The following is a 20,641-nucleotide window of genomic DNA, read 5'->3' on the forward strand; positions in this document are numbered from 1 at the left end:
TCAGTGGCCGTGGGCGGAATGGTCGACCTCCGGCGCGTCGGCATCGCGGGCGTCGACGCTGATTTCGACCTCGAGCGGTCCGGCGCGCTCGAAGATCAGCGTCGCGGGCAGCCGCTCGCCCTCCTCCAGCGCATCACCGCCGAGGCCCTCCAGCATGACGTGCAGGCCGCCGGGCTCGAGCACTACGGTCTCGCCCGCAAGGATTTCGATGCCGTCCGCCTGCGGCAGCATCCGGGCAATACCGTCGTCCCCGAGTTCGGTGCGGTGCAGGCTTGTCCCCTCGACCGCCGGAACCTCCACGGCGATCAACCGGTCGGCGGTCTCACCCGTGTTGGTGATCGTGAAGAACGCCAGACCGCTCGGGGCCACGGCCGGGGCCGGGAAGCTGTGGGGATGGTCGACGGTCAGGGGACCGACCTGATACTCGTGTGCGGTTGTCTGGTTCGTCAGGCCAGCCGCGAGAAAGATCCCGGCGGCGAGCCGGGACAGAAGGATAGTCGAACGCATGATGTGTCCTTTCGCGTTTTCGATGTCGTCTGGATCGAAGGGAGACGCGAAAGGGGCGGGGCGCGGGCTCCGTGGCAGCGGGCCATAGCCCGGACCGGTGGCAGAGCCGCAGGTACGGCGAAGGTTGCGGTGACGACCGGGCGCTCGGCCGGCGCCGGGGCCGTTGGGTCCGCGGCGTCGAGCAGCTGACAGAGCGGGCAATCACCCGGATGGTGCCCCGCGCCGCCGCAAATCTCGGCGGGCGAGAGGCCGAGCACCTGTAGCGCCCGCTCCTGTCGTTGCGCATCGACGCGGGCCTGCGCCCCGAACCCGGCCTCCGCCGTGGCGAAGAGCATCAGGAGCATCGCAAGAGCGATGGAAAGGCGGGACGACACGCGCATGCCGTCCGAGTGCCCTGCACGCGCGGGGGTGTCTACCCTCGGATGGCTGTAAACCGGTCAGGCCGTCGCGACGAGCCGCGGACGGGCGGGCAGGGATGCCGCAGCGGTCTTCGCCCGGGTGATGAACACGACCGCCGGGGCCGCGACCTCTGCCGTGCCGAGGTCGCGCAAGACCATGCGCGCGTGGGTTTCGCCGGAGCGGGAGGCTTCGCTGATGACGTCGACCGGCGTGTCCCCGGGCACGCCCTCGGACAGCAGCCGCGCCGCGATCTCCGGGGCCGCGCGGGCTGCCATGTAGAGCGCGAGCGTCGTCCCGGGCAGGAGCATCCCGGCCCAATCGGGCGCAGTGTCGCCCGGGCGCGTGGTCCCGGTGGCGAAGGTGACGCGGTCGGTCTGCCCCCGCTCGGTCAGGGAGCGGCCGATCGCGGCGGCGGCGGCGCTCGCGGCGGTGATGCCGGGCACGATCTCCACCGGTACGCCGTGAGCGCGGGCGGCGGCCAGTTCCTCCTCGGCCCGCCCGAAGACGGCCGGGTCGCCCGATTTCAGGCGCACCACCCGCTGCCCGGAGCGCGCGGCGGCGGTGATGACGTCGTTGATGCGGTCCTGCGGCCAGGCGCAGGCCCCGACCGCCTTGCCCACATAGACCCGCTCCGCGTCCCGCCGCGCGAGGTCCAGCACCGCCGGGTCGACAAGCCGGTCGTAGAAGATCATATCCGCCTCCTGCAGGTGCCGCAGGGCGCGGAGCGTCAGGAGGTCCGCCGCACCGGGGCCTGCGCCCACGAGGGCGATCGAGCCGCCCTCCGCCACATCGGGTGCACCCCCGCCGGCGATGGCCGTCTTGATGGCCTGCGCCGCCTCGCGCTCCGCCCCGCGCTCCCAGGTGGCACGCGCCGCGCCGTCGAAGACCCACCGCCAGAAGTCGCGCCGCTTGGCCTTTGGCACGCCCGCAGCGACCGCGCCGCGCAGCCGCCCGGCGAGGGCGGCGAGACCACCGAGGTTCGGGGCGAGGTCGCGCTCGATGCGGGCGCGCAGCTGACGGGCCAGCACGGGCGCCGCGCCCTCGGTGCCGATGGCGACGACGAGGGGGCTGCGATCCACGATCGAGGGTGTCGTCGCGTCGCAGAGTGCGGGTTGATCCACCACGTTCACGGTCGCGCCGGCGGCCTTGGCGAGCGCGTGCAGTGCGGCATCGCGCCCCGGGCAACCGGTGGCGACGAAGACGAGCGCCGCCCCGGCGAAATGCGCGGCGGTCGGCGGCGTGACGTCCTGTTCGGCCCGGCCCGAGGCCACGAGGTCGGCGAGTTCCGGCTCCAGCGTGTCGGCGAGGAGGACAATCCGCGTCTCGGTCTTGAGCATCAGCCGGGCCTTCTGCGCCGCCTGCTCGCCGCCGCCGGCGATGACGACATGCCGCCCTTCGAGCCGCAGGAACATCGGAAAACTCTTCATGGCATGTCTCCTTCAGGCGACGAGCGAGGGGGTGCGGGCAGCCCAAAGGCGGCGCGCATCGGCGAGGGCGTCGGTGTGGCCCAGCGTCTCGAGGGCGAGCGCGGCGGTGCCGGTGACGACGTCTTCCGCGAAGGGATCGCGTGTCTCGCCCGACCAGAGCGCGGCGAGGTCGATGGTCCGGTCCCCGAGGCGGCGGTGCCCCTCGGTCAGCGGCGATAGGTCCATCTGGCCGGGCTGCCCCGCGCGTAGGGTCGTCAACTGGATCGGCTTGTCCGGATGCCGTTCGAACTCGCCGCCACCGCCCTTCAGCACGCTGAGATCGCGCAGGCCGAGAAGCGCCGCCGCGTCCTGTTGCAGCCCGCGATAGGTCGGATGGAAGACGCCCTGCACCGCGGCGGGGGCGTTCCCCGGGTTCAACATGCGGCAGACGGTGTTCACCACCGAGCGCAGGCCCAGGACCTCCCGCAGCTTCAGGAGCGCGAGCGCCTCGGGCGCGAAGGCTTCGAGTGGCAGGTAGGCGATGTCGTCGCGCTTCAGGGCCACCTCCGCCGTTGCGGGTGTCTCGGCGAACGTGATGTCCGCCGCGCCGAGGTGCGCACGGACGGAGGCGATCGGGGCCTGGTGCGAGTTCCAGCCGTGGATCAGCACGGGATGCCCCGCCGCCGCGACGAGCCGCGCGGACAGAAGGAAGAGCGGCGCGCCCCGGCTGCGCCCGGCGGCGTAGCTCGGCCAGTCGAGCGCGGGGCGCGGGCAGGGACCGAGCGTCGCGCGCATCGCCTCGGTGAAGCCCGCGACTTCCGCCGCCGTCTCGCCGTGAAACCGCATCAGCATCAGGAGCGCGCCCACGGCTTCCCGCGCGGCGCGGCCCGAGAGGATCTCGGCCATGGCATCCCGCGCTTCCTCCTGCGTCAGGTTGCGCGCCCGCGACGGGCCGCGCCCGAGGGTGCGGATGTGCGCGGCGAGGCTCATTCCGCCGCCTGCGGGAGGGCATGGGCGGCGAGGAGCGCGGCCAGTTCCGGGCGGCAGGAACCGCAGGAGGTGCCCGCGCCGAGGGCCGCGCCGATCGCCTCCACGCTCATCAGCCGGTCTTCGGCGATCGCCGTCAGGATCGTGTTCACGCCGACGTTGAGGCAGGCGCAGACGGTCGGCCCAGGGTCGGGCCGGTCGGCGGGCGGTTGCCCGGCGAGGACGGCGGCCGCGCCTTCGGTCAATGCCTCCGACAGGTAGCCGCGGGCCAACGCCACCGGCTCGCGCCCGGTGAAGAGCGCGCCCGCGACCCGGCCGTCGCGGCAGATCGCGACGCGATGCGTGCCGCGCCGGGGGTCTGCGATGGTCACCGCCTCTCCCGGTCCGAAAAGCGCCTGCGCGAAGGCAGCCCAGTCGTCCGGTTCCGCCGCGCCCGCCAGCTCCACCTGCCAGCCCGTCGCGGTGCGCGCGCGGGCCCAGTAGCCGGTCGCGGGCCGGGGGCAGTCGGTCGAGACGGCGAAGCCGAACCAGGCCATGTCGGCGGGCGCGAGCGAGATCGGCGTGGCCTTGCTCTCGGGTTGACCGGAGACCGGGTCCACCGCTCCGGCGACGACCGCGTCGATGCGGCCAGTCGGGGCCTGTTCCGCCGTCCAATGGAGCGGCGCGAAGACCTGCCCCGGCGCGACGCGATCGCTGACCTGCACACGCAGGAGCGCCGTGCCGTGATCCGAGGCGACGCGGGCAAGCCCCGCGGGCCGCAGGCCGAGGCGCGCGGCATCGGCCGGGTGCACCTCGACGAAGGGTTCCGCGATGTGCCGGTTGAGGCGCGGGGCGAGCGCGCTGCGCGTCATCGTGTGCCATTGGTCGCGGATGCGCCCGGTGTTGAGCACGAAGGGCCGCGCGGCATCGGTTGCACGGGCGAGGGGACGTGTGCGCAGGGGCAGCATCCGGCCCCGGCCGTCCGGCGTATGGAAGCGGCCGTCGGCGAAGAACCGGTCGCGGCCCTCGCCCCCCGCGGGTGCGGGCCAGATCGTGGGGGCGAGCGCCGCGTAATCGGCGGATCCGAGGCCCGAGACGTCGAAATCGCCCCCGAGGCGTGCGGCCACGCCCGAAAGCGCGGCGTGCTCGCGGAAGACCTCGGCGGCGTCGCGGTAGTCGAAGGCCGCGCGCCAGCCCATGCGCTGCCCCACCTGCGCGAAGTGCCACCAGTCGGGCCGGGCAAGACCGGGCGGCGGCAACACGGCGCGCTGACGGGAGATGCGGCGTTCGGAGTTGGTGACGGTGCCGTCCTTCTCGCCCCAGCCCGTCGCCGGAAGGAGCACGTCCGCGAGCCGGGCCGTATCGGTGCGGTCGGTCACGTCGGAGACGACCACGAAGTCGCATCCGGCAATTGCGTCCCGCACGCGGTCGGCCTCGGGCAGGGAGACGGCGGGGTTCGTGCAGGCGATCCAGAGCGCCTTGATGCGCCCCGCTTCCACCGCGTCGAACATCTCTACCGCCTTCAGCCCCGCCCGCGGGGCGAGCGTGGGGGCCTGCCAGAAGTCCCGGACGGCGGTGCGGTGCGCGGGCGTGTCGATGTCGAGATGCGCGGCCAGCATGTTGGCGAGCCCGCCGACCTCGCGCCCGCCCATGGCGTTCGGTTGGCCCGTGGCGCTCAGCGGCCCGCAGCCCGGTTTGCCGATGCGGCCCGTCGCGAGGTGGCAATTCAGGATCGCGTTGACCTTGTCGGTCCCGCTCGTCGACTGGTTCACGCCCTGCGAATAGACGGTGACGACGCGCTCGGTCGTGGCCCAGAGGTCGAGGAAGCGGGCGAGATCGGCGGGCGCGAGCCCCGTGTCCGTGCCCGCGTCCGCCCGGGCGGACGTGATGGCGGCGTCGACCCCGTCGAGGTGCGCGCAGAATGCCGCATCGAGGCGGCCCGTGTCGGCCAGGTGGGCGAGGAGCGCGTTGAAGACGGCCACGTCGGCCCCGGGGGCGAGGGCAAGGTGCAGGTCCGACTGCTCGGCCGTGGCGGTCCGGCGCGGGTCGATGCAGACGATCCGCGTTCCCCGCTCGGCCCGCGCGGCCAGGAGGCGCTGGAAGAGGACGGGATGGCACCAGGCGAGATTGGAGCCGACCAGCACGACGAGATCCGCCGCGTCCAGATCGGCGTAGAGGTTCGGGACGGTATCGCTGCCGAAGGCCCGTTTGTGACCCGCGACCGAGGAGGCCATGCAGAGCCGGGAGTTCGTGTCGATGTTGGCCGAGCCGATGAACCCCTTCATCAGCTTGTTCGCGACGTAGTAATCTTCGGTCAGGAGCTGGCCCGAGACGTAGAAGGCGACGCTGTCGGGGCCGTGGCGGGCGATCGTCTCGGCGAAGCGGGCCGCGACGTGGTCGAGGGCGGTCTCCCAGTCGGTCTCCTTGCCGTCCACGCGGGGCGCGAGGAGCCGCTCGTCGAGGCTCATCGTCTCCCCGAGGGCCGCGCCCTTGGAACAGAGCCGTCCGAAATTGGCCGGATGGTCCGGGTCGCCCTCGATGGTCAGTCCGCCCTTACCGTCGGGCCGTGCAAGGATGCCGCACCCCACGCCGCAGTAGGCGCAGGTGGTGCGGACCGGCGCGCTCACGCCGCGGCCCCGAGGCGGGTTGCGTCGATCAGGACACGCCCGCCTTCGACGCGGCAGGGGTAGGTCGCGACCTTGCCCTCGTCCGCCCCTTGCGCCGCGCCGGTGTTGAGGTCGAAGACCCAGTTGTGCAGCGGGCAGGTGACCGAGGTGCCATGGACGATGCCCTCGGACAGCGGGCCGCCGCGGTGCGGGCAGCGGTCGTCGAGGGCGTGGACGGTATCGGCCCCGGTGCGGAAGACGGCGACGCAGCCATGGGCCGTGCGCAGCTTGCGTGCCCCCCGCAGCGGGATGTCGTCGAGCGCGGCGATGTCGATCCAGCTCATGGCGTCGGCCTCTTCGAAGGTGGCGGGTGCGGGAGCGTGGGTCATTCCGCGGCCTCCAGCGTCAGGTCGGCGACGGGCTGATAACTCTCCGCCTTGCGCGCGGCGTGATCGGCCCAGGGATCGCGGCGATAGACGGATTGCGAGATCTCGAAACGCTCGACCAGCGCGGCGCGGGCCTCCGTGTCCTCGATCTGCTCCCGGATCCAGTCCATCCCGACCTTGCCCATCCACTTGTAGATGCGGTCGAGGTACTTGGCGTTCTCGCGGTAGAGCTGGGTGACGGCGCAGACGACGGCGATGGCCTCCGCTTCGGTCGCCACGTCGATCAGGCGCTCCGTCTCCTTCACGTCCATGCCCGCGGCCCCGCCGATCCCGATCTGGTAGCCCGAGTCGACGCAGACCACGCCGATGTCCTTGCAGGTCGCTTCGGCGCAGTTGCGGGGGCACCCCGAGACCGCGAGCTTCAGCTTGTGCGGCGTCCAGGAGCCCCAGAGCACCTTCTCGAGCTGGATGCCGAGGCCGGTCGAATCCTGCGTGCCGAAGCGGCAGTGGTCGGTGCCCACGCAGGTCTTCACCGTGCGCAAGCCCTTGGAATAGGCATGGCCCGAAACCATGCCCGCGTCGTTCAGGTCGGCCCAGATCGCCGGCAGGTCCTCGCCCTTGACGCCCAGGAGATCGATCCGCTGGCCGCCGGTCACCTTGACCGTGGGCACATCGTATTTGTCGGCGGCATCGGCGATGGCGCGCAGCTCGTCCGGCGTCGTGATCCCGCCCCACATCCGCGGCACGACGCTGAAGGTGCCGTCCTTCTGGATGTTGGCGTGCTTGCGCTCGTTGATGAAGCGGCTCTGCGGGTCGTCGGCATAGTCGAGCGGCCAGTCGGCCAGCAGGTAGAAATTGAGCGCGGGGCGGCAGACGTGACAGCCGTCGTGGGTGCGCCAGCCGAGTTCCTGCCAGACGGCGGGCATCGACTTCAGGCCCTGCGCCTTGATGAGGCGGCGCACCTCCTCGTGGCTGAGGTCGGAGCAGCCGCAGATGGACTGCTTCGTCTCGACCTCCGCACCTGTCGTCACCGCGATCAGCTGCTCCACGAGACCCGTGCAGGTGCCGCAGGAGGCGCTGGCCTTGGTGCAGGCCCGGACCGCGCCGAGGTCGGTCGCTCCGCCGGCGATCGCGCCGACGATGTCACCCTTGCACACGCCGTTGCAGCCGCAGATTTCCGCATCATCCGGCAAGGCTGCAACGGCTGAGAGAGGGTCCACGGCGGCCCCCCCCTGGTAGGCGGGACCGAAGATCAGCGTGTCGCGCATCTCCGAGATGTCCGTCCGGTCCTTAATGAGGCCAAAGAACCAGTTGGAGTCCGCCGTGTCCCCGTACATGACCGCGCCGACGACCCGGTCGTCCTCGATCACGAGGCGGCGATAGACGCCCCGGCCCGGATCGCGGAAGACGATGTCCTCGCGGCCCTCTCCTTCCGCGAAGTCGCCCGCGGAGAAGAGGTCGCAGCCGGTAACCTTCAGCTTGGTCGAAAGATCCTTCTGCACGAACCGCGCCTCTTCGCCGCAAAGCGTGGCGGCGGCCACTTTCGCTTGATCGTAGAGCGGGGCCACGAGCCCGAAGAGCGCGCCGTCGTGCTCGACGCACTCTCCGACGGCGAGCACATCTGCATCGGAGGTGACCATCTGGTCGTCCACGTGGATGCCGCGCCCGACAGCCAGTCCGGCGTCCTGCGCCAGCGCGACGTTCGGGCGGATGCCGACCGCCATCACCAGCAGGTCGCAGGGCAATTCCGTCCCGTCGTCGAGGAGGAGCGCGCGGACGCGGCCGCCTTCGCCCAGGATCTCCTTGGAATTGGCAGAGCACCTGACCGTGATCCCCTTGTCCACGAGCGCCTTGCGCAAGAGGTAGCCCGCCGCCTCGTCGAGCTGCCGCTCCATCAGATGCGGCATGATGTGGACAACCGTGACGTCGGCCCCGCGCGCGGCCATCCCCGCCGCCGCCTCGAGCCCCAGAAGCCCGCCGCCGATGACCACGACGCGCTTGTCCGCGCCCATGGCCATCATACGCTCGGTGTCCTCGAGGTCGCGGTAGGCGATCACCCCGTCGAGGTCGTGGCCCGGCAGCGGGATCATGAAGGGGTTGGAGCCCGTCCCGATCAGCAGCTTGTCGTAGGGCAGCACCTCTCCGGTCTCTGCCGTCACCGTCTTCGCGGTTCTGTCGATGTTCGAGATGCGCTCGCCGAAGCGGCAGGTTACGCCATTCTCAGCGTACCAGGCGTCGTCGTGGGTCACGATCTCGTCGTAGGTCTTCTCGCCCGAGAGGACAGGCGAGAGCATGATACGGTTGTAGTTGCCCCGCGGCTCCGCGTTGAAGAGCGTGACATCCCAGCCTTCGGGCTCCCGTTCCAGGAGATGTTCGAGCGCGCGGCCCGTGGCCATGCCCGCGCCGATGACGATGAGCTTCTTCTTCATCTCTTTCACTCCGCTGCGATTGCGGTGGGTTTCGGCTTGGGCGTGGCCCCGTGCTCGTACTCCTCGAGGAAATCGAGCACCTCCTGCCGGTAGTCGTAGTAGTCCGGGTGCTCGAGCAGCGCCTTGCGGCTGCGCGGGCGGGGCAGATCGACGTCGACGATCTTGCCGATGGTGGCGCGGGGACCGTTCGTCATCATCACCACGCGGTCGGCCAGCAGGATCGCCTCATCCACGTCGTGCGTGACGCAGATCGCCGTCACCTTCGTGCGCGACCAGACCTCCATCAGCACCTCCTGAAGTTCCCAGCGGGTGAGCGAATCCAGCATCCCGAAGGGCTCGTCGAGAAGGAGGAGCTTGGGCGAAAGCGCGAAGGCCCGCGCGATGCCGACCCGCTGTTTCATGCCGTTCGAGAGGTCCGCGGCCTGCTTGTCCATCGCGTCGGCGAGGCCCACGCGTTCGAGGTAGTAGTCGACCACGTCCTGCCGTTCGGCCCGGCTGGCGCGGGGATAGACCTTGTCGACGCCGATCGCGACGTTCTCCCGCGCGGTGAGCCAGGGGAAGAGGTTGGGCGACTGGAAGACGACCGCGCGCTCCGGGTCGGCCCCCTCGACGTGGCGGCCGTCGAGCTTGATCGCGCCCTTCGAGATCGGGTTCAGGCCGGCCGCCATCGTGAGCACGGTCGACTTGCCGCAGCCCGAATGCCCGATGAGCGAGATGAACTCGCCGCGATCCATCTTCAGGTCGAAATCCTCGACTACGGTGAGCGGACCCTTGGGCGTCGGATATACCTTGTGGAGCTGGCTGAAGTCGAGGAAGCGGGTGTCGAGAAGCCCCTCCTGCGCTTTCGCGACCGCCACCGGGACGCCGTGGATCGGTGTCACGTTCGGGAGCACCCGTGCGCCTTCGGTCTTGGCGTCGATGCCGATGTCCATGAGGTATGTGGTCACCGCCGCGCGCAGGGCCTTGAAGGCGGCATCGGTGTTCATCGCGCCCCGGTCCCGCGGGCGGGGCAGCGTCACGTCGAAGCTCTGCCCGAGCGTGCCCTCGGGCGTCAGAGTCAGGATGCGATCGGCCAGCAGGACAGCCTCGTCGACGTCGTTGGTGATGAGGAGACAGGTCTTCCTGTCGCGCTCCCAGATCTGGAGGATCTCGTCGGCGAGGTTGGCCCGCGTGAGCGCGTCGAGCGCCGAGAGCGGCTCGTCGAGGAGGAGCATCTCAGGGTTCATGGCGAGCGCGCGGGCCACGGCGACCCGCTGGCGCATTCCGCCCGAGAGTTCCGCAGGGCGGCGCGACATGGCGTGGCTGAGCCCGACCATCTCCACGTAGTGGACGATTTTGTCGCGCCGCTCCGCCTTCGTCAGCCGTGGGAAGACCGCATCGACGGCAAGGCCCACGTTCCCCTCGACCGTGAGCCAGGGCATCAGGCTGTAGGACTGGAAGACGAGGCCGCGCTCCGGCCCCGGCTCCTTCACCGGCAGGCCCTTGAAAGTGACGGTCCCGGCGTCCGGCTGTTCCAGCCCCGCGATCAGGTTCATCAGGGTCGACTTGCCCGAGCCCGAGAAGCCGAGGATCGCCACGAATTCGCCTTCGGCCACGTCGAGGGAGATGTCGCGCAGGACGGGCGTGTCGCCGAAGCCCTTCGAGACGGTGTCGAATGTCAGGATACCCATGGCGCTCACCGGTTGGCCGAGAAGGTGAAGAGCGATTGCAGCGCGTACATCACCCGGTCGAGCAGGAAGCCGATGATCCCGATGGTGAAGACGGCGACCATGATCTTGGCGAGGCTCTGCGACGATCCGTTCTGGAACTCGTCCCAGACGAACTTTCCGAGGCCCGGGTTCTGGGCCAGCATCTCGGCCGCGATCAGGACCATCCAACCGACACCCAGCGAGAGGCGGAGACCGGTGAAGATGAGCGGCAGCGCAGAGGGCAGCACGAGCTTGGTGATCTTCGACCACGTGCCCATCTTGAGCACCTTCGAGACGTTCACGAGGTCGCGGTCGATGGAGGCCACGCCGAGCGCGGTGTTGATGAGCGTGGGCCAGAGCGAGCAGAGCGTCACGGTGATGGCGGAGACGAGGAAGCTCTTGGCGAAGAGCCCGTCCTGCGTCACGTAGACGGCCGAGACGACCATGGTCACGATCGGCAGCCAGGCCAGGGGACTGACCGGCTTGAAGACCTGGATCAGCGGGTTGATCGCGGCGTTCGCCGTGGGCGAGAGGCCGGCGAGGATGCCGAGCGGCACGGCGATGACCGTCGCGATCAGGAAGCCGAAGAAGACGGTGCCGATCGAGGTGCGGATCTGGTCGTAGTAGCTCGGTGCCCCGGTATAGGCCCGCTGGACCGGTTCCTGCCCCGCGGCGACGCGACGCTCGTTCAGCGTGGCGACCTGTTCGGCGAACTGCGCCTTGCGCGCGGCCTTGGCGGCGGCGTCCTCGTGCAGGCTGACGGCCTGTTCCCAGACCGCGACGGGACCGGGGATCGCGCCGAGCGAGGTCTGCACCGTTGGGGCGAGCGTGCCCCAGACCGCGAGGAAGCCCAGGATCGCCAGGAGCGGGACGCCGAGAAGCCGCCAGATCTCGCCCATCTGACCCCGCGGGTTGTCGCCGGCGGCGGCCTTCAGGATCGGGGTGATCCAGGCGAGGCCAAGCACGCGGAACCATTTGTCGGCGCTGTTGATGCGGGTGAAGAGGCGGGCGCGCCGGGCCTCTCGGGCCAGGGCGGCGTCGGTGCCGGGGTCGATGGCGGTCATGGCTGTCTCCCTTCGGGGATGATGTCGGTCGCGGCGATGCTGGAGCGCGGCGGTGTACTGGAGGCGCACGGCGGGTGGACCGGGGATGCCCCTGCGTCGGGGGCCCCGGTCGCGGGTCTCAGCCCTGCACCTCGCCGTTGACCACGCGCTGGTCGCCCTTCAGGCCGATGGGCAGGCTCTCGAGGTAGGCGTTGGGCTGAGAGCCGTCATAGGCGATGCCGTCGATGATGTCCCCGGCGGGCGTCGGCTCCTTGAAGCCATTGCTGTCCCAGGGGAAATCCGCCTCGTTCGCCAGCCCTTGATCGACCAGCAGACGGGCCGCCTCCAGATAGATGTCGGGGCGATAGACCGACTCGGCGGTGTCGAAGAACCACTCGTCGGTCTGCGGCTCTGCGATCTGACCCCAGCGGCGCATCTGGGTCAGGTACCAGATCGCGTCCGAGTAGTAGGGATAGGTCGCGTTGTAGCGGAAGAAGACGTTGAAGTCGGGCACCTCGCGCACGTCGCCCTTCTCGTACTCGAAGGTGCCGGTCATGGAGTTCGCGATGACCTCGGCATCCGCGCCGACGTACTCGGGCCGGGCGAGCATCTCGACGGCGGCCTGCCGGTTGGCGTTATCGTTCTCGTCGAGCCAGATCGCGGCCCGGATGAGCGCCTTGACGATGGCCTTCGTCGTGTTCGGGTTTTCCTCGGCGAATTCGGCGGTGATGCCGAAGACCTTCTCGGGGTTGTTCTTCCACATCTCGTAGTCGGTGATGACAGGCACGCCGATGCCCTTGGCGACGGCCTGCTGGTTCCATGGCTCGCCCACGGCATAGCCATAGATCGTGCCGGCCTCGAGCGTGGCGGGCATCTGCGGCGGCGGCGTCACCGAGAGGAAGGCCTCGGCCCCGATCGTGCCGGAGACGTCGGTCGGGGAGTAGTAGCCCGGTTCGATCCCGCCGGCGGCGAGCCAGTAGCGCAGCTCGTAGTTGTGGGTCGAGACTGGGAAGACCATGCCCATGTTGAAGGGCTTGCCCTCGGCGGCGTAGCTCTCGACCACGGGGGCCAGCGCTTCGGCCGAGATGGGGTGCTGAGGGCGGCCGTCTTCCATGAGCGGCACGTTCGGCTTCATCGCTTCCCAGACCTCGTTCGACACGGTGATGCCGTTGCCGTTCAGGTCCATCGAGAAGGGCGTGATGATATGCGCTTCGGTGCCGTAGCCGATGGTGGCGGCCAGCGGCTGTCCGGCCAGCATGTGCGCGCCGTCGAGCTGACCATCGATCACGCCGTCGAGCAGAACCTTCCAGTTGGCCTGCGCCTCGAGCGTGACGAAGAGCCCCTCGTCGAGGAAGTAGCCGTTCTCGTAGGCCACGGCGAGCGGAGCCATGTCGGTCAGCTTGATGAAACCGAAGGTCAGCTCGTCTTTTTCCAGTTCGAGCAGTTCGGCCGACGCGGCCGTGGCTGTCAGCAGCAGTGAGGTGGTCAGGGTTGCGATGCGAAACATGTGAAGGTCCTTTCCGGGCCCGCAGGCGATGGGAAAACGCGAAAAGCCGCTTGCGTCACGAACGACCCTCGGGTCGCACGGAACAAGCGGCGTTGCTTGGCAGGTGCCCTACTTCGGTGGAGAGCGGCGCGGGACGTCATTGTCCCGGACAACTTCACGTTCGCCGAACCGATGATGTTTGCAAAGGCGATTCTACACCGCAGCAATGCGAGTGCAGAAGATGCTCAAGAATGAGGCGCTCAATCGCCCGGATCGAAGGCTTTTCCATCGAAGAAGCGATCTGCGGGCAGAATCACGCGCCCCTCGGCCGAGGCGAGGGCCGTGGGCTGGGTCAATGCGCCCTCGACCTTGCTGGCCGCCGAAGGCATGTCCGCCCCGAGCCCGGAGAGATGCGCGCGGAAGAGGTCGCTGCGGAAGACCTGACGGCCGCGGGCGCGCGCGTCCGCGCGATCATGGCCGAGCCGCCGGGCGAGCCGATCCGCGATCCAGGCGGCCTGGCTGCGCCAGGGGAAGGCCGCGGCCCCGTCGTGGAAATGCACGAAACCGGGCACGTCGCGAGTCGTGCCGTCGGGCGCGACGACGAGGCGTCCCTGCATGGCCCGGTCGAGCAGTTCCGCCGGCTGACCGAGCAGCGCGGGCCGCGCGAGCATCTCGACTGCGGTCGCCCGTGCGCCGGGGTCTGCCAGCCATCGTCCCGCGCGCCAGACGGCCCGCATCAGCGCGCGGGCGAGCTCGGGGTTGGCCTCGGCCCAGCCGGTGCGCGTGGCCAGCACCTTCTCGGGCGCGAAGGACCAGATCGCCGACCCGGGCAGGATCAGGTGCGCAAGCCCGCTGTCCACGGCGACCGACCCCCAGGGCTCGCCCACGCAGAAGAGATCGACCGTCCCCGACCGGAGCGCCTCGGCCATCTGCGGCGGCGGTACCGTGCGGATCTGCAGCGGCGCGTCGTCACCGAGCCAGCGGTGCAGAAGCTCCCGGTGCATCGAATAGCCGAAGGGAACCGCGACGCGCAGGGGCGTGGCGGCCAGCAGGCGCGCGCGCAGGGCAACCGGATCGGCGAAGGGCAGGGGGCCGTCGGTATCGCTGAGGCGCTCCGCCAGCGCGCGCGAGAGACCGACGATGGTGCCGTTCACGGACAGAACCTGCAGCGCCTCGAAGCCCTGCGGCAGTGGGCCGAGGCCGAGCGCCTGCGCGATGGGAACCGGAGCCAGCATATGCGCGGCGTCCTCCGCTCCGGTGGCGAGCCGGTCGCGCAGCGTGGCCCAGGACGGCGCGGGCGTGAGCCGCAGGGCAAGCCCCTCGTCCCGGTCGAAGCCAAGCTCGCGCGCCACGACCAGCGGCGCGCAGTCGGTCAGCGGGATGTATCCCACGTGGAGCGGCTCGGGGCTCATCCGAGCAGGTCCGCGGCTGTGACCAGTGCCTGCGCCACGTCGGCCAACCGTTCCTTGCGGTCCATCGCCGTCTTTCGCAGGAGCGCGTAGGCCTCCGCCTCGTCGAGGCCCTTCGCGCGCATGACGATGCCCTTGGCGCGGTCGATGACCTTGCGCTCCTCAAGGGCGCGGCGCGTCTCCTCCAGCTCGGTCTGCATTCGCCGCATCAGCTGGAAGCGCGCGATCGCGGCCTCGAGGATCGGCTTGATCCGTTCCCGCCGCAGGCCGTCGACCACATAGGCCGACATGCCCGCCTCGACCGCCTGCCGGGCGAGCCCCTCGCTGTCGCGATCCACGAAGAGCGCGACGGCCCGGTCCTGCGGCCCGGACATGAGCGTGATCTCTTCGATGGCGTCGCGCGACGGGTCGGCGATGTCGACGAGCACGATGTCGGGTCGGATGTCGCGGACCGCGCGCGCGAGCTGGTCGAGCTCGCCCACGGTCTCGATGGTGCAGGGCACCGCCTCGCGCAGCGCTTCCGCGATCAGCGCGGCACGCTCGGCGTCGCGTTCGACGACGATGACGGAGAGGGAGCGGTCCATGGCTTCGCAGGGGTCCGGCGCGCCGTCCGAAAGGCAAGCGAAGCGGCGGGGCGGCGGTCCCGCCCGCGCGGAATGCGCGTTCCTTGGGCAGATGCGGTTCGGCCTGCGCATTCTCGGGGCAGCCTTGCGACGGCCGCCGTCGCGGGCTCAGGGCATCGTGGCCTCGAGCGCGGGCAGGCGTCGGCACGCGGCCTCGAGCCGGGCCTCGCTCGCCGCGCGTCCCGGATCCAGCTCGAGGAGCGCGCGGCGCAGCGTGCCAGGCTCCTCGGGCGGCGCGTCGAGGTCCAGCAGTCCGGCGAAGAGGCCGCCGAAGACGTGCCGGGCCTGCGCCGGCGTATAGGCCCGGACGGACGCGAGGATCTCCCCTTCGGAGGCGTGCCGACCGAAGCACTCGCCAATGCGGCTGGCAGGGCCGTCGGCGAGGTAGGCGTCTATGCCGAGCTGCGCGGCGAGCCCGCGGGCCCTCTGCGAGGGCGGCAGGTCGGCGGCGGCAGGCGTCACATCGAAGCGCGGCGCGACCGAGAGGCTGATCCGCGCTCCGGCCGGGCCCGTCCATTGGCCGAGGGTGAGGCGCGCGTCCACCGCCTCGATCGCGGCCCAGTCGTCCGTTGCCCAGGCGGCATCGAGCCGTGCCCGATAGTCCGCAAGGGCGCTGCGGACTTCCTCTTGCGGCGGCCAGGGCGTGTCGAAGACCCGTTGCGACAGGCAGCGGGCGTGGCGGGACGCGACACTGCGTTCCCGCGCGCAGAAGATCGTCTGGTCCCCGGCCCAGTCGAAGGGTCGCAGACTGTCGAACAGGGTCAGGATCGCGTCGATGTCCACCTGCGCGGTCCCCTCTATCCGCTCGTCGAATTCCCCGCTGAGATCGCGCCCCGCGTCGGGATCGAGCGCGTCGAAGTTGTAGAAACCGAGGTCCAGTTCCGCGACCTGTCCGAAGGCGACGTAGAGATCGCCGCGCGCCGGCACGAAGGGCAGGGTGACGGCCGTGTCCCCGCTCCGCAGTCGGATCACCGGCGGGCGGGGCCGATCGGTCTCGAACGGCGTCAGCAGGATCTGCGTCGGGCCGTCGGAGCGCAGGCGGAGGTCGCCCGCATCGTAGGTCGATCGCGCGAGGCTCTCGGACAGGAATTCGCCCGGTCGCAGGTCGAGGGCCTCGGGCGGCCCGGATGTGCCGCGCGTCGAGGCAAGGACGAAGAGCGCCACCGCAAGCGCACCCGCGACCGCGGCGGCGAGCGTGTAACGGCGCGGCGTCACCCGGCGCTCCGGATCCGCCCCAGATCGCCGTAGAGGATCGCCTGCAGGTCCGGGTTGGGGCCGTCGCCCAGGCGTTGCTCGATGCCCGCCCCCTCGAACCAGTAGCCGCTGTCGAGCAGGATCTGCGGGGCGTTGCCGGTCGCGGCCGAAGGCCAGTCGAACTGGTTCTGCTCGGCCCGGATGAAATGACGGACCACGTCCTGGAACCACGGCGTCCGGACGTTGGGATTGGTGAAGTCGCCGCCGTCCGAGAAGGCGTACATCAGGGGCTGCTCGTCGTGGGGTCGCTCGGACCGGCTGATGCCCACGCGGTCGCGGCGGGACAGCCGATAGGGCTCCTCGGTGAAGGAGAACTGCGCGCGGATCCCGTTGAAGCGCGAGTCCGTCCCGAAGGAGGTGAAGAGATCGACCTTTTCGAGCGCGTTCATGAAGCGCGCGAAAGCCCGGTCCGAGCCAAGGGCCGCGCGGTCCGATCCGGGGACGCTCGAGAGCGTATACATGAAGGTCTGCAGGATCGTCCTCTGTTCGTGGTCGATGATCGACAGGCTGTCGCCGATGCGGTTTTCGGCGATGGCGCGCAGACCGTTGCGCAGCCAGCCGCCCGCCGTCGATCCGAAACTGCCGCTCGCGCCATAGACCGGGTGGTCGCCCGCGTGGTTGGACAGCACGTAGTCGACGAAGCGGTCGAAGCAGGCGATGAATTCCTCGACGCGGCCATCGCGGAAGAAATTGAAGCGCTGCTCGTGGATCTGGCAGAACCAGAGGACCGCGCCGAGGTCCATGTAGATGGCGAGATTGCCGTAGGTCAGGCGGCGCAGGCCGGTCAGCGTCTCGTCGTAGGTCACGCCGGTCAGCACGCCCGCGACGCCCTCCTGTAGGTCGAAAGGCAGCCAGTCGGCGTCGGGTCCGACGCCCGATCCGTCCTCGAGGACGAGGTCCGCGTCGGCGGCCTCCGCCCGGTTGCCCCAGCCCGCGAGGTTTTCGGCGGCGAGGTCCATGCCGTAGCCGATATGCGTCGAGCCGAAGGCCGCCCCGCCGGCGAACTTGAGCCGCTTCGCCTCGCCGAGCGGCTTGAGGTAGATGTCGGCGTAGTCGGCAGAGATCGCCAGATTGCGGCGGCGAAAGGCGCGGAAGTCCTCGAGACGGCAGACATCGTCGGAACAGAGGTTCTTTACACGCAGGACACGCTCCATCACCTCGGCGAAGACCTGTTCGCACTCGCATTCGTGACAGCCCTGGGCGACGACGCCACCGGCCGTGGCGGCGGTCGAGAACGGGTTGCCGCTGCCGACTTCGCCTGCCTCTTCGCGCAGGATGCGTGGTTCGTGCCACCCGAGAAGCTGTCGTATCGTCGTCATGGTATCGCCTTCGTCGTCCCGTGGGCCGTGGCGGCCCTGTCCCTCAGATGCGACATCTGCGCCGGCAGACGCCCGGGGTCCACACCCTCGAGCGGCGGGCCCTCGCCGGTGAGCCAGCCGATGGCCACGTAATCGGCAACGAGACGCTCGGAGGTCAGGCCCGCGCGCCATGCTGCGCTGGCCAATGTCTCGATCACGTCGTCCGGTGCCCCGGTGCAGCGGTCCGACGGCGCGCCGTAGCTCTCCTCGAGCCAGAGACGCAGGCGGATCAGGAATCGCGTCGTTGCGGCGCGGCGCAGGGCGGTCACGTCCGCGTCGCGCAGGGTAAAGGCGCTGCGCCCGGTGTCGCGGGCCTCTGCGGCGGCATGGACGTGGAAGCTCCGGCCGTCGGGCGCGGCGACGATCGCGTCGATCCGGTCCAGGAAGAGCGCCCGCGTGCGTGCATCGCCCGAGGTCAGAACGCCGTCGAGGAACGCGGCCTCCCAGAAACGCCAATAGTACCACTTGCCCGTCTCGTCGCGGACCTTGGTGAAGCGGCGAAGATGCCGGCGGAGGTCTTCGAACGTATTCGCCGTCCGCAGGAAGATGCCCGGCCCGCTGTCCCAGAGCTGATCGGGGCCGTCGCCGTGGGTGAAGAGCGCGCGTGTGAGCGGATGCGACTCCTGCAGGCGCACAAGCCAGGGGGCGACATCTCCGAGGTCTTCGGCGGCGCTGCCCTGGAACAGGCAGGCGTGGGCGAGGTCACTGTGCTCCAGCCTGTCCGGCAGTCCCGGGATCTTGGCTGCATCCAGAACGGCATAGGTGTCGGCGGGCTGCACGTCTTCGGACGTCGCGGATACCGCCGGACCGAAGAGCGTCCCCCGCAGTGTCGGCGGAACGCTCAGCGGCTCCGGCACGCCGAGTTGCGCATCGAGGGGAACGACGGCACCGACCACCGTCACGGTCGACCTGCGGTCCGATGGGTCGTCTGGCGGATCCGTCAGGTTTCCGTCGCTTGCCATGGCCCACCACTCGATACGCATCACAATGGCAGCGATCCTGCGGCAAGCGCGCCCCGAATGCCAGCCCTCGCCTAGCCTCCGTTCGCCTGCGCCAGGTCGCCGTAACCGCGCGTGAGCCAGCCGAGGAGGCGCTGCTCGCCGACCTCTCCGGTCAGTTGGGCGTGGTAGGGCAGAAGCCCCTCGGTGACGCGCATGATGTAGTTGCGCGTCTCGGAAAACGGAACGTCCTCGATCCAGTCGACGATGTCGTCCCCGGCATTCGCCGGGTTGCCGAGCCGTCCCGACCAGCGTCGCGCCCGGCTGGGGCCGGCGTTGTAAGCCGCGGCGACGAGGACCGGCGAGAAGCCGAACTCGATCTCGAGCTCGTTGAGATAGGTCGTGCCGAGGCGCGCGTTGTAAAGCGGCTCGGTCGTCAGTGCGGACTGGCGATAGGGCAGGCCGACGAGCCCCGACATTTCCCGCGCGGTGCCGGGCATCAGCTGCATCAGACCCATGGCCCCGGCGCTCGAGACGACCACGGGGTCGAACTCGCTCTCGCGGCGGGCGATCGAGAGCGCGAGCTCGGGCGCGACGGGGCTGTCGATGGTGGCGAGGTCGGTGACCGGGAAGTAGCCCCGGTGCAACTCGTGCCCCGCCTGCGCGGCGCGCTTGGCGGTCAGCAGGGCGATGTGTGGGTCGTCGAAATCGTCGAGGATCACGTCGATCAGCGTGCCGATCTCGGCACGGGGCAGCGTCTCGGCCATGTGGGTGGCGAAACGCTCCGCCAGGTTGCGCTCGCCGATGCCGTCGAGCAGCCGGGCCGCGGCCAGGACCGTGCTGTCGCCGAGGCCGGTTTCGGCGAGGGGCGGAAAAGTTTCGGTTCCCGTCAGGAGCGGATCGACCGGCAGCCCTGCGCGTTCGGCGGCGAGCTGTCCGTAGAAGCTGGTCTGGAAGCGCGCCCCCGCGGCATAGGCGGCTCCGGCCCCCTCCGCGTCGCCCGTGGCTTCGAGCGCGCGCCCGAGCCAATAGCCCGCGCGGCCCTTGGAGATGGGCGAAGCCACGTTGGCGTCGAACGTGCGGAAGTGCTCGGCGGCGGTTTCGGGCCGGTCGAGGAACCGCAATGCGATGTAACCCGCGAGCCACTCGTTCGCGGCAATGTCCCCGTCGCCGTCGGGCAGGTGATGGTTGGCCGCGACGCGATAGGCGTCCTCCACCCGGCGATCCTGCATCAGCCCGCGGGCGAGGCGTTCGCGATGCTGGCCCCAGGCGGTCGGCTCCGCCAGCGTATCGGCGCTTTCGTCGTAGGCGAAGAGCAGTTCCAGCGCGCCGTCCGTCCGGCCGCGATCGAGCCGCCAGCGGAAGCGCTCGTAGGCGAGGCCGGGATGGTCGCGCAGCGCCTCGGGGACGGCCTCGATCAGGCTGTCGACGCCGTCGCGCCCGTCGCGGAGCGCGATGCGGGCGCGGGCCAGTGCGGCTTCGGGGCCTCTCACCCGGGCCAGAGTACGATCGGCCGACTGCAGGTCTCCCGACCAGATCATGGCGTCCAGGCGCGCCGCGTCGAAGGGACGCAGGATGTCGCCGAAGACCTCGAGGAAACCGGCCTCCGAGGATGAAGGCATCGGCTTCGTCAGCCAGGCGTCGATCGCGGTGATCTCGGCCGCCGTTTCGTCGCCGGCGGCTCGCTCCGCGATGGCGAGCATCAGCGCCCCGCGGGACGTGCGCGGTGGCTCGCCGGTGAAGAACTCCATCACTTCCCCGGGCGAGAGCACGAAGGGCATGTCGAGTTCCACCCGCGTCCGCAGAAGCGGCAGGCCGGGCCAGTCCGCGTTGCGCGCGAGAAAATCCTCGCCCTCGCGGAAGGTGCCTTTCCGGTCGCGCAGCAGGTGCCAGAGGATCAGGTCGCGCACCACCGGATCCTGTGCGCGGGCGAGGGCGGCGCGGCTCGCCTCCTCGTCGCCCGAACGCAGCGCGGCGAGCCCGGCCTCCAGCGTCGGTGTGGCCCGGGCGGGACCGGGCGCGGCCCCGAGCGAAATCGCCAGCAATACGGCGGGAAGGAGAGGTCTGAATATCATGGCCCGACATATAGGGGGCTCTGGCCGCGATGACGACCGTGGATGCTGATGCGCACCATCACAAAGCA

The 20,641-nt window shown here is 70.2% G+C and carries 15 protein-coding genes; all 15 read right to left on the reverse strand.

Annotated elements, in window-relative coordinates:
- The 15 genes from HSX43_RS03575 to HSX43_RS03645 all read right to left on the reverse strand — a co-directional run bounded on the left by HSX43_RS03575 (position 1) and on the right by HSX43_RS03645 (position 20,573).
- The gene (locus HSX43_RS03575) at positions 1–507 is read right to left on the reverse strand and encodes a copper chaperone PCu(A)C (RefSeq protein WP_179378701.1); all 507 of its coding nucleotides are present in this window, start codon (positions 505–507) and stop codon (positions 1–3) included.
- A gap of 437 nt (positions 508–944) precedes the next feature.
- Complete coding sequence (cysG, locus tag HSX43_RS03580; RefSeq protein WP_179378702.1) at positions 945–2,333, reverse strand: siroheme synthase CysG; 1,389 nt, start codon at positions 2,331–2,333, stop codon at positions 945–947.
- Between the two features lie 12 nt (positions 2,334–2,345).
- Entirely contained in the window at positions 2,346–3,302 is a 957-nt protein-coding gene (locus tag HSX43_RS03585; RefSeq protein WP_179378703.1) for a glycosyl transferase family protein, read from the reverse strand.
- Positions 3,299–5,905, reverse strand: a complete 2,607-nt coding sequence (locus tag HSX43_RS03590) for a molybdopterin-dependent oxidoreductase (protein WP_179378704.1) — start codon at positions 5,903–5,905, stop codon at positions 3,299–3,301. Before HSX43_RS03590 ends, HSX43_RS03585 begins: the two co-directional genes overlap by 4 nt.
- On the reverse strand, positions 5,902–6,228 hold the full coding sequence (nirD, locus tag HSX43_RS03595) for a nitrite reductase small subunit NirD (RefSeq protein ID WP_179378755.1): 327 nt from the start codon (positions 6,226–6,228) through the stop codon (positions 5,902–5,904). Before nirD ends, HSX43_RS03590 begins: the two co-directional genes overlap by 4 nt.
- Positions 6,229–6,269: 41 nt before the next feature.
- A complete protein-coding gene (gene nirB / locus HSX43_RS03600) occupies positions 6,270–8,699 on the reverse strand; it encodes a nitrite reductase large subunit NirB (protein ID WP_179378705.1) in 2,430 nt (809 codons plus the stop codon).
- A 5-nt stretch (positions 8,700–8,704) separates the two neighbouring features.
- The gene (locus HSX43_RS03605) at positions 8,705–10,369 is read right to left on the reverse strand and encodes an ABC transporter ATP-binding protein (protein ID WP_179378706.1); all 1,665 of its coding nucleotides are present in this window, start codon (positions 10,367–10,369) and stop codon (positions 8,705–8,707) included.
- Positions 10,370–10,374: 5 nt separating this feature from the next.
- Positions 10,375–11,451: an ABC transporter permease gene (locus tag HSX43_RS03610; protein WP_179378707.1), complete on the reverse strand. Its 1,077-nt coding sequence runs from the start codon at positions 11,449–11,451 to the stop codon at positions 10,375–10,377.
- 118 nt (positions 11,452–11,569) lie between these two features.
- Positions 11,570–12,937: a CmpA/NrtA family ABC transporter substrate-binding protein gene (locus tag HSX43_RS03615; protein ID WP_179378708.1), complete on the reverse strand. Its 1,368-nt coding sequence runs from the start codon at positions 12,935–12,937 to the stop codon at positions 11,570–11,572.
- 239 nt (positions 12,938–13,176) lie between these two features.
- Positions 13,177–14,328: a CmpA/NrtA family ABC transporter substrate-binding protein gene (locus HSX43_RS03620; protein WP_179378709.1), complete on the reverse strand. Its 1,152-nt coding sequence runs from the start codon at positions 14,326–14,328 to the stop codon at positions 13,177–13,179.
- A complete protein-coding gene (locus HSX43_RS03625; protein WP_179378710.1) occupies positions 14,325–14,909 on the reverse strand; it encodes an ANTAR domain-containing response regulator in 585 nt (194 codons plus the stop codon). Before HSX43_RS03625 ends, HSX43_RS03620 begins: the two co-directional genes overlap by 4 nt.
- Positions 14,910–15,056: 147 nt before the next feature.
- On the reverse strand, positions 15,057–16,163 hold the full coding sequence (locus tag HSX43_RS03630) for a hypothetical protein (RefSeq protein WP_179378711.1): 1,107 nt from the start codon (positions 16,161–16,163) through the stop codon (positions 15,057–15,059).
- On the reverse strand, positions 16,160–17,521 hold the full coding sequence (locus HSX43_RS03635; protein WP_179378712.1) for a DUF2515 family protein: 1,362 nt from the start codon (positions 17,519–17,521) through the stop codon (positions 16,160–16,162). The genes HSX43_RS03630 and HSX43_RS03635 overlap by 4 nt, the downstream gene beginning before the upstream one ends.
- Positions 17,518–18,543 (reverse strand): DUF4123 domain-containing protein, encoded by a 1,026-nt coding sequence (locus tag HSX43_RS03640; protein WP_179378713.1) that lies wholly within the window; start codon positions 18,541–18,543, stop codon positions 17,518–17,520. Before HSX43_RS03640 ends, HSX43_RS03635 begins: the two co-directional genes overlap by 4 nt.
- Before the next feature lie 50 nt (positions 18,544–18,593).
- Entirely contained in the window at positions 18,594–20,573 is a 1,980-nt protein-coding gene (locus HSX43_RS03645) for a lytic transglycosylase domain-containing protein (protein ID WP_179378714.1), read from the reverse strand.
- Positions 20,574–20,641: the final 68 nt, after the last annotated feature.

It is taken from the genome of Jannaschia marina (genome assembly GCF_013404595.1).
Taxonomy (GTDB): Bacteria; Pseudomonadota; Alphaproteobacteria; order Rhodobacterales; family Rhodobacteraceae; genus Jannaschia; species Jannaschia marina.

Excerpts from the sequence above, each read along its gene's own strand:
- HSX43_RS03575 (WP_179378701.1), bottom strand. The coding sequence starts at position 507 with ATGCGTTCGACTATCCTTCTGTCCCGGCTCGCCGCCGGGATCTTTCTC.
- cysG (WP_179378702.1), bottom strand. The coding sequence starts at position 2,333 with ATGAAGAGTTTTCCGATGTTCCTGCGGCTCGAAGGGCGGCATGTCGTC.
- HSX43_RS03585 (WP_179378703.1), bottom strand. The coding sequence starts at position 3,302 with ATGAGCCTCGCCGCGCACATCCGCACCCTCGGGCGCGGCCCGTCGCGG.
- nirD (WP_179378755.1), bottom strand. The coding sequence starts at position 6,228 with ATGAGCTGGATCGACATCGCCGCGCTCGACGACATCCCGCTGCGGGGG.
- nirB (WP_179378705.1), bottom strand. The coding sequence starts at position 8,699 with ATGAAGAAGAAGCTCATCGTCATCGGCGCGGGCATGGCCACGGGCCGC.
- HSX43_RS03605 (WP_179378706.1), bottom strand. The coding sequence starts at position 10,369 with ATGGGTATCCTGACATTCGACACCGTCTCGAAGGGCTTCGGCGACACG.
- HSX43_RS03610 (WP_179378707.1), bottom strand. The coding sequence starts at position 11,451 with ATGACCGCCATCGACCCCGGCACCGACGCCGCCCTGGCCCGAGAGGCC.
- HSX43_RS03615 (WP_179378708.1), bottom strand. The coding sequence starts at position 12,937 with ATGTTTCGCATCGCAACCCTGACCACCTCACTGCTGCTGACAGCCACG.
- HSX43_RS03620 (WP_179378709.1), bottom strand. The coding sequence starts at position 14,328 with ATGAGCCCCGAGCCGCTCCACGTGGGATACATCCCGCTGACCGACTGC.
- HSX43_RS03625 (WP_179378710.1), bottom strand. The coding sequence starts at position 14,909 with ATGGACCGCTCCCTCTCCGTCATCGTCGTCGAACGCGACGCCGAGCGT.
- HSX43_RS03635 (WP_179378712.1), bottom strand. The coding sequence starts at position 17,521 with ATGACGACGATACGACAGCTTCTCGGGTGGCACGAACCACGCATCCTG.
- HSX43_RS03640 (WP_179378713.1), bottom strand. The coding sequence starts at position 18,543 with ATGCGTATCGAGTGGTGGGCCATGGCAAGCGACGGAAACCTGACGGAT.
- HSX43_RS03645 (WP_179378714.1), bottom strand. The coding sequence starts at position 20,573 with ATGATATTCAGACCTCTCCTTCCCGCCGTATTGCTGGCGATTTCGCTC.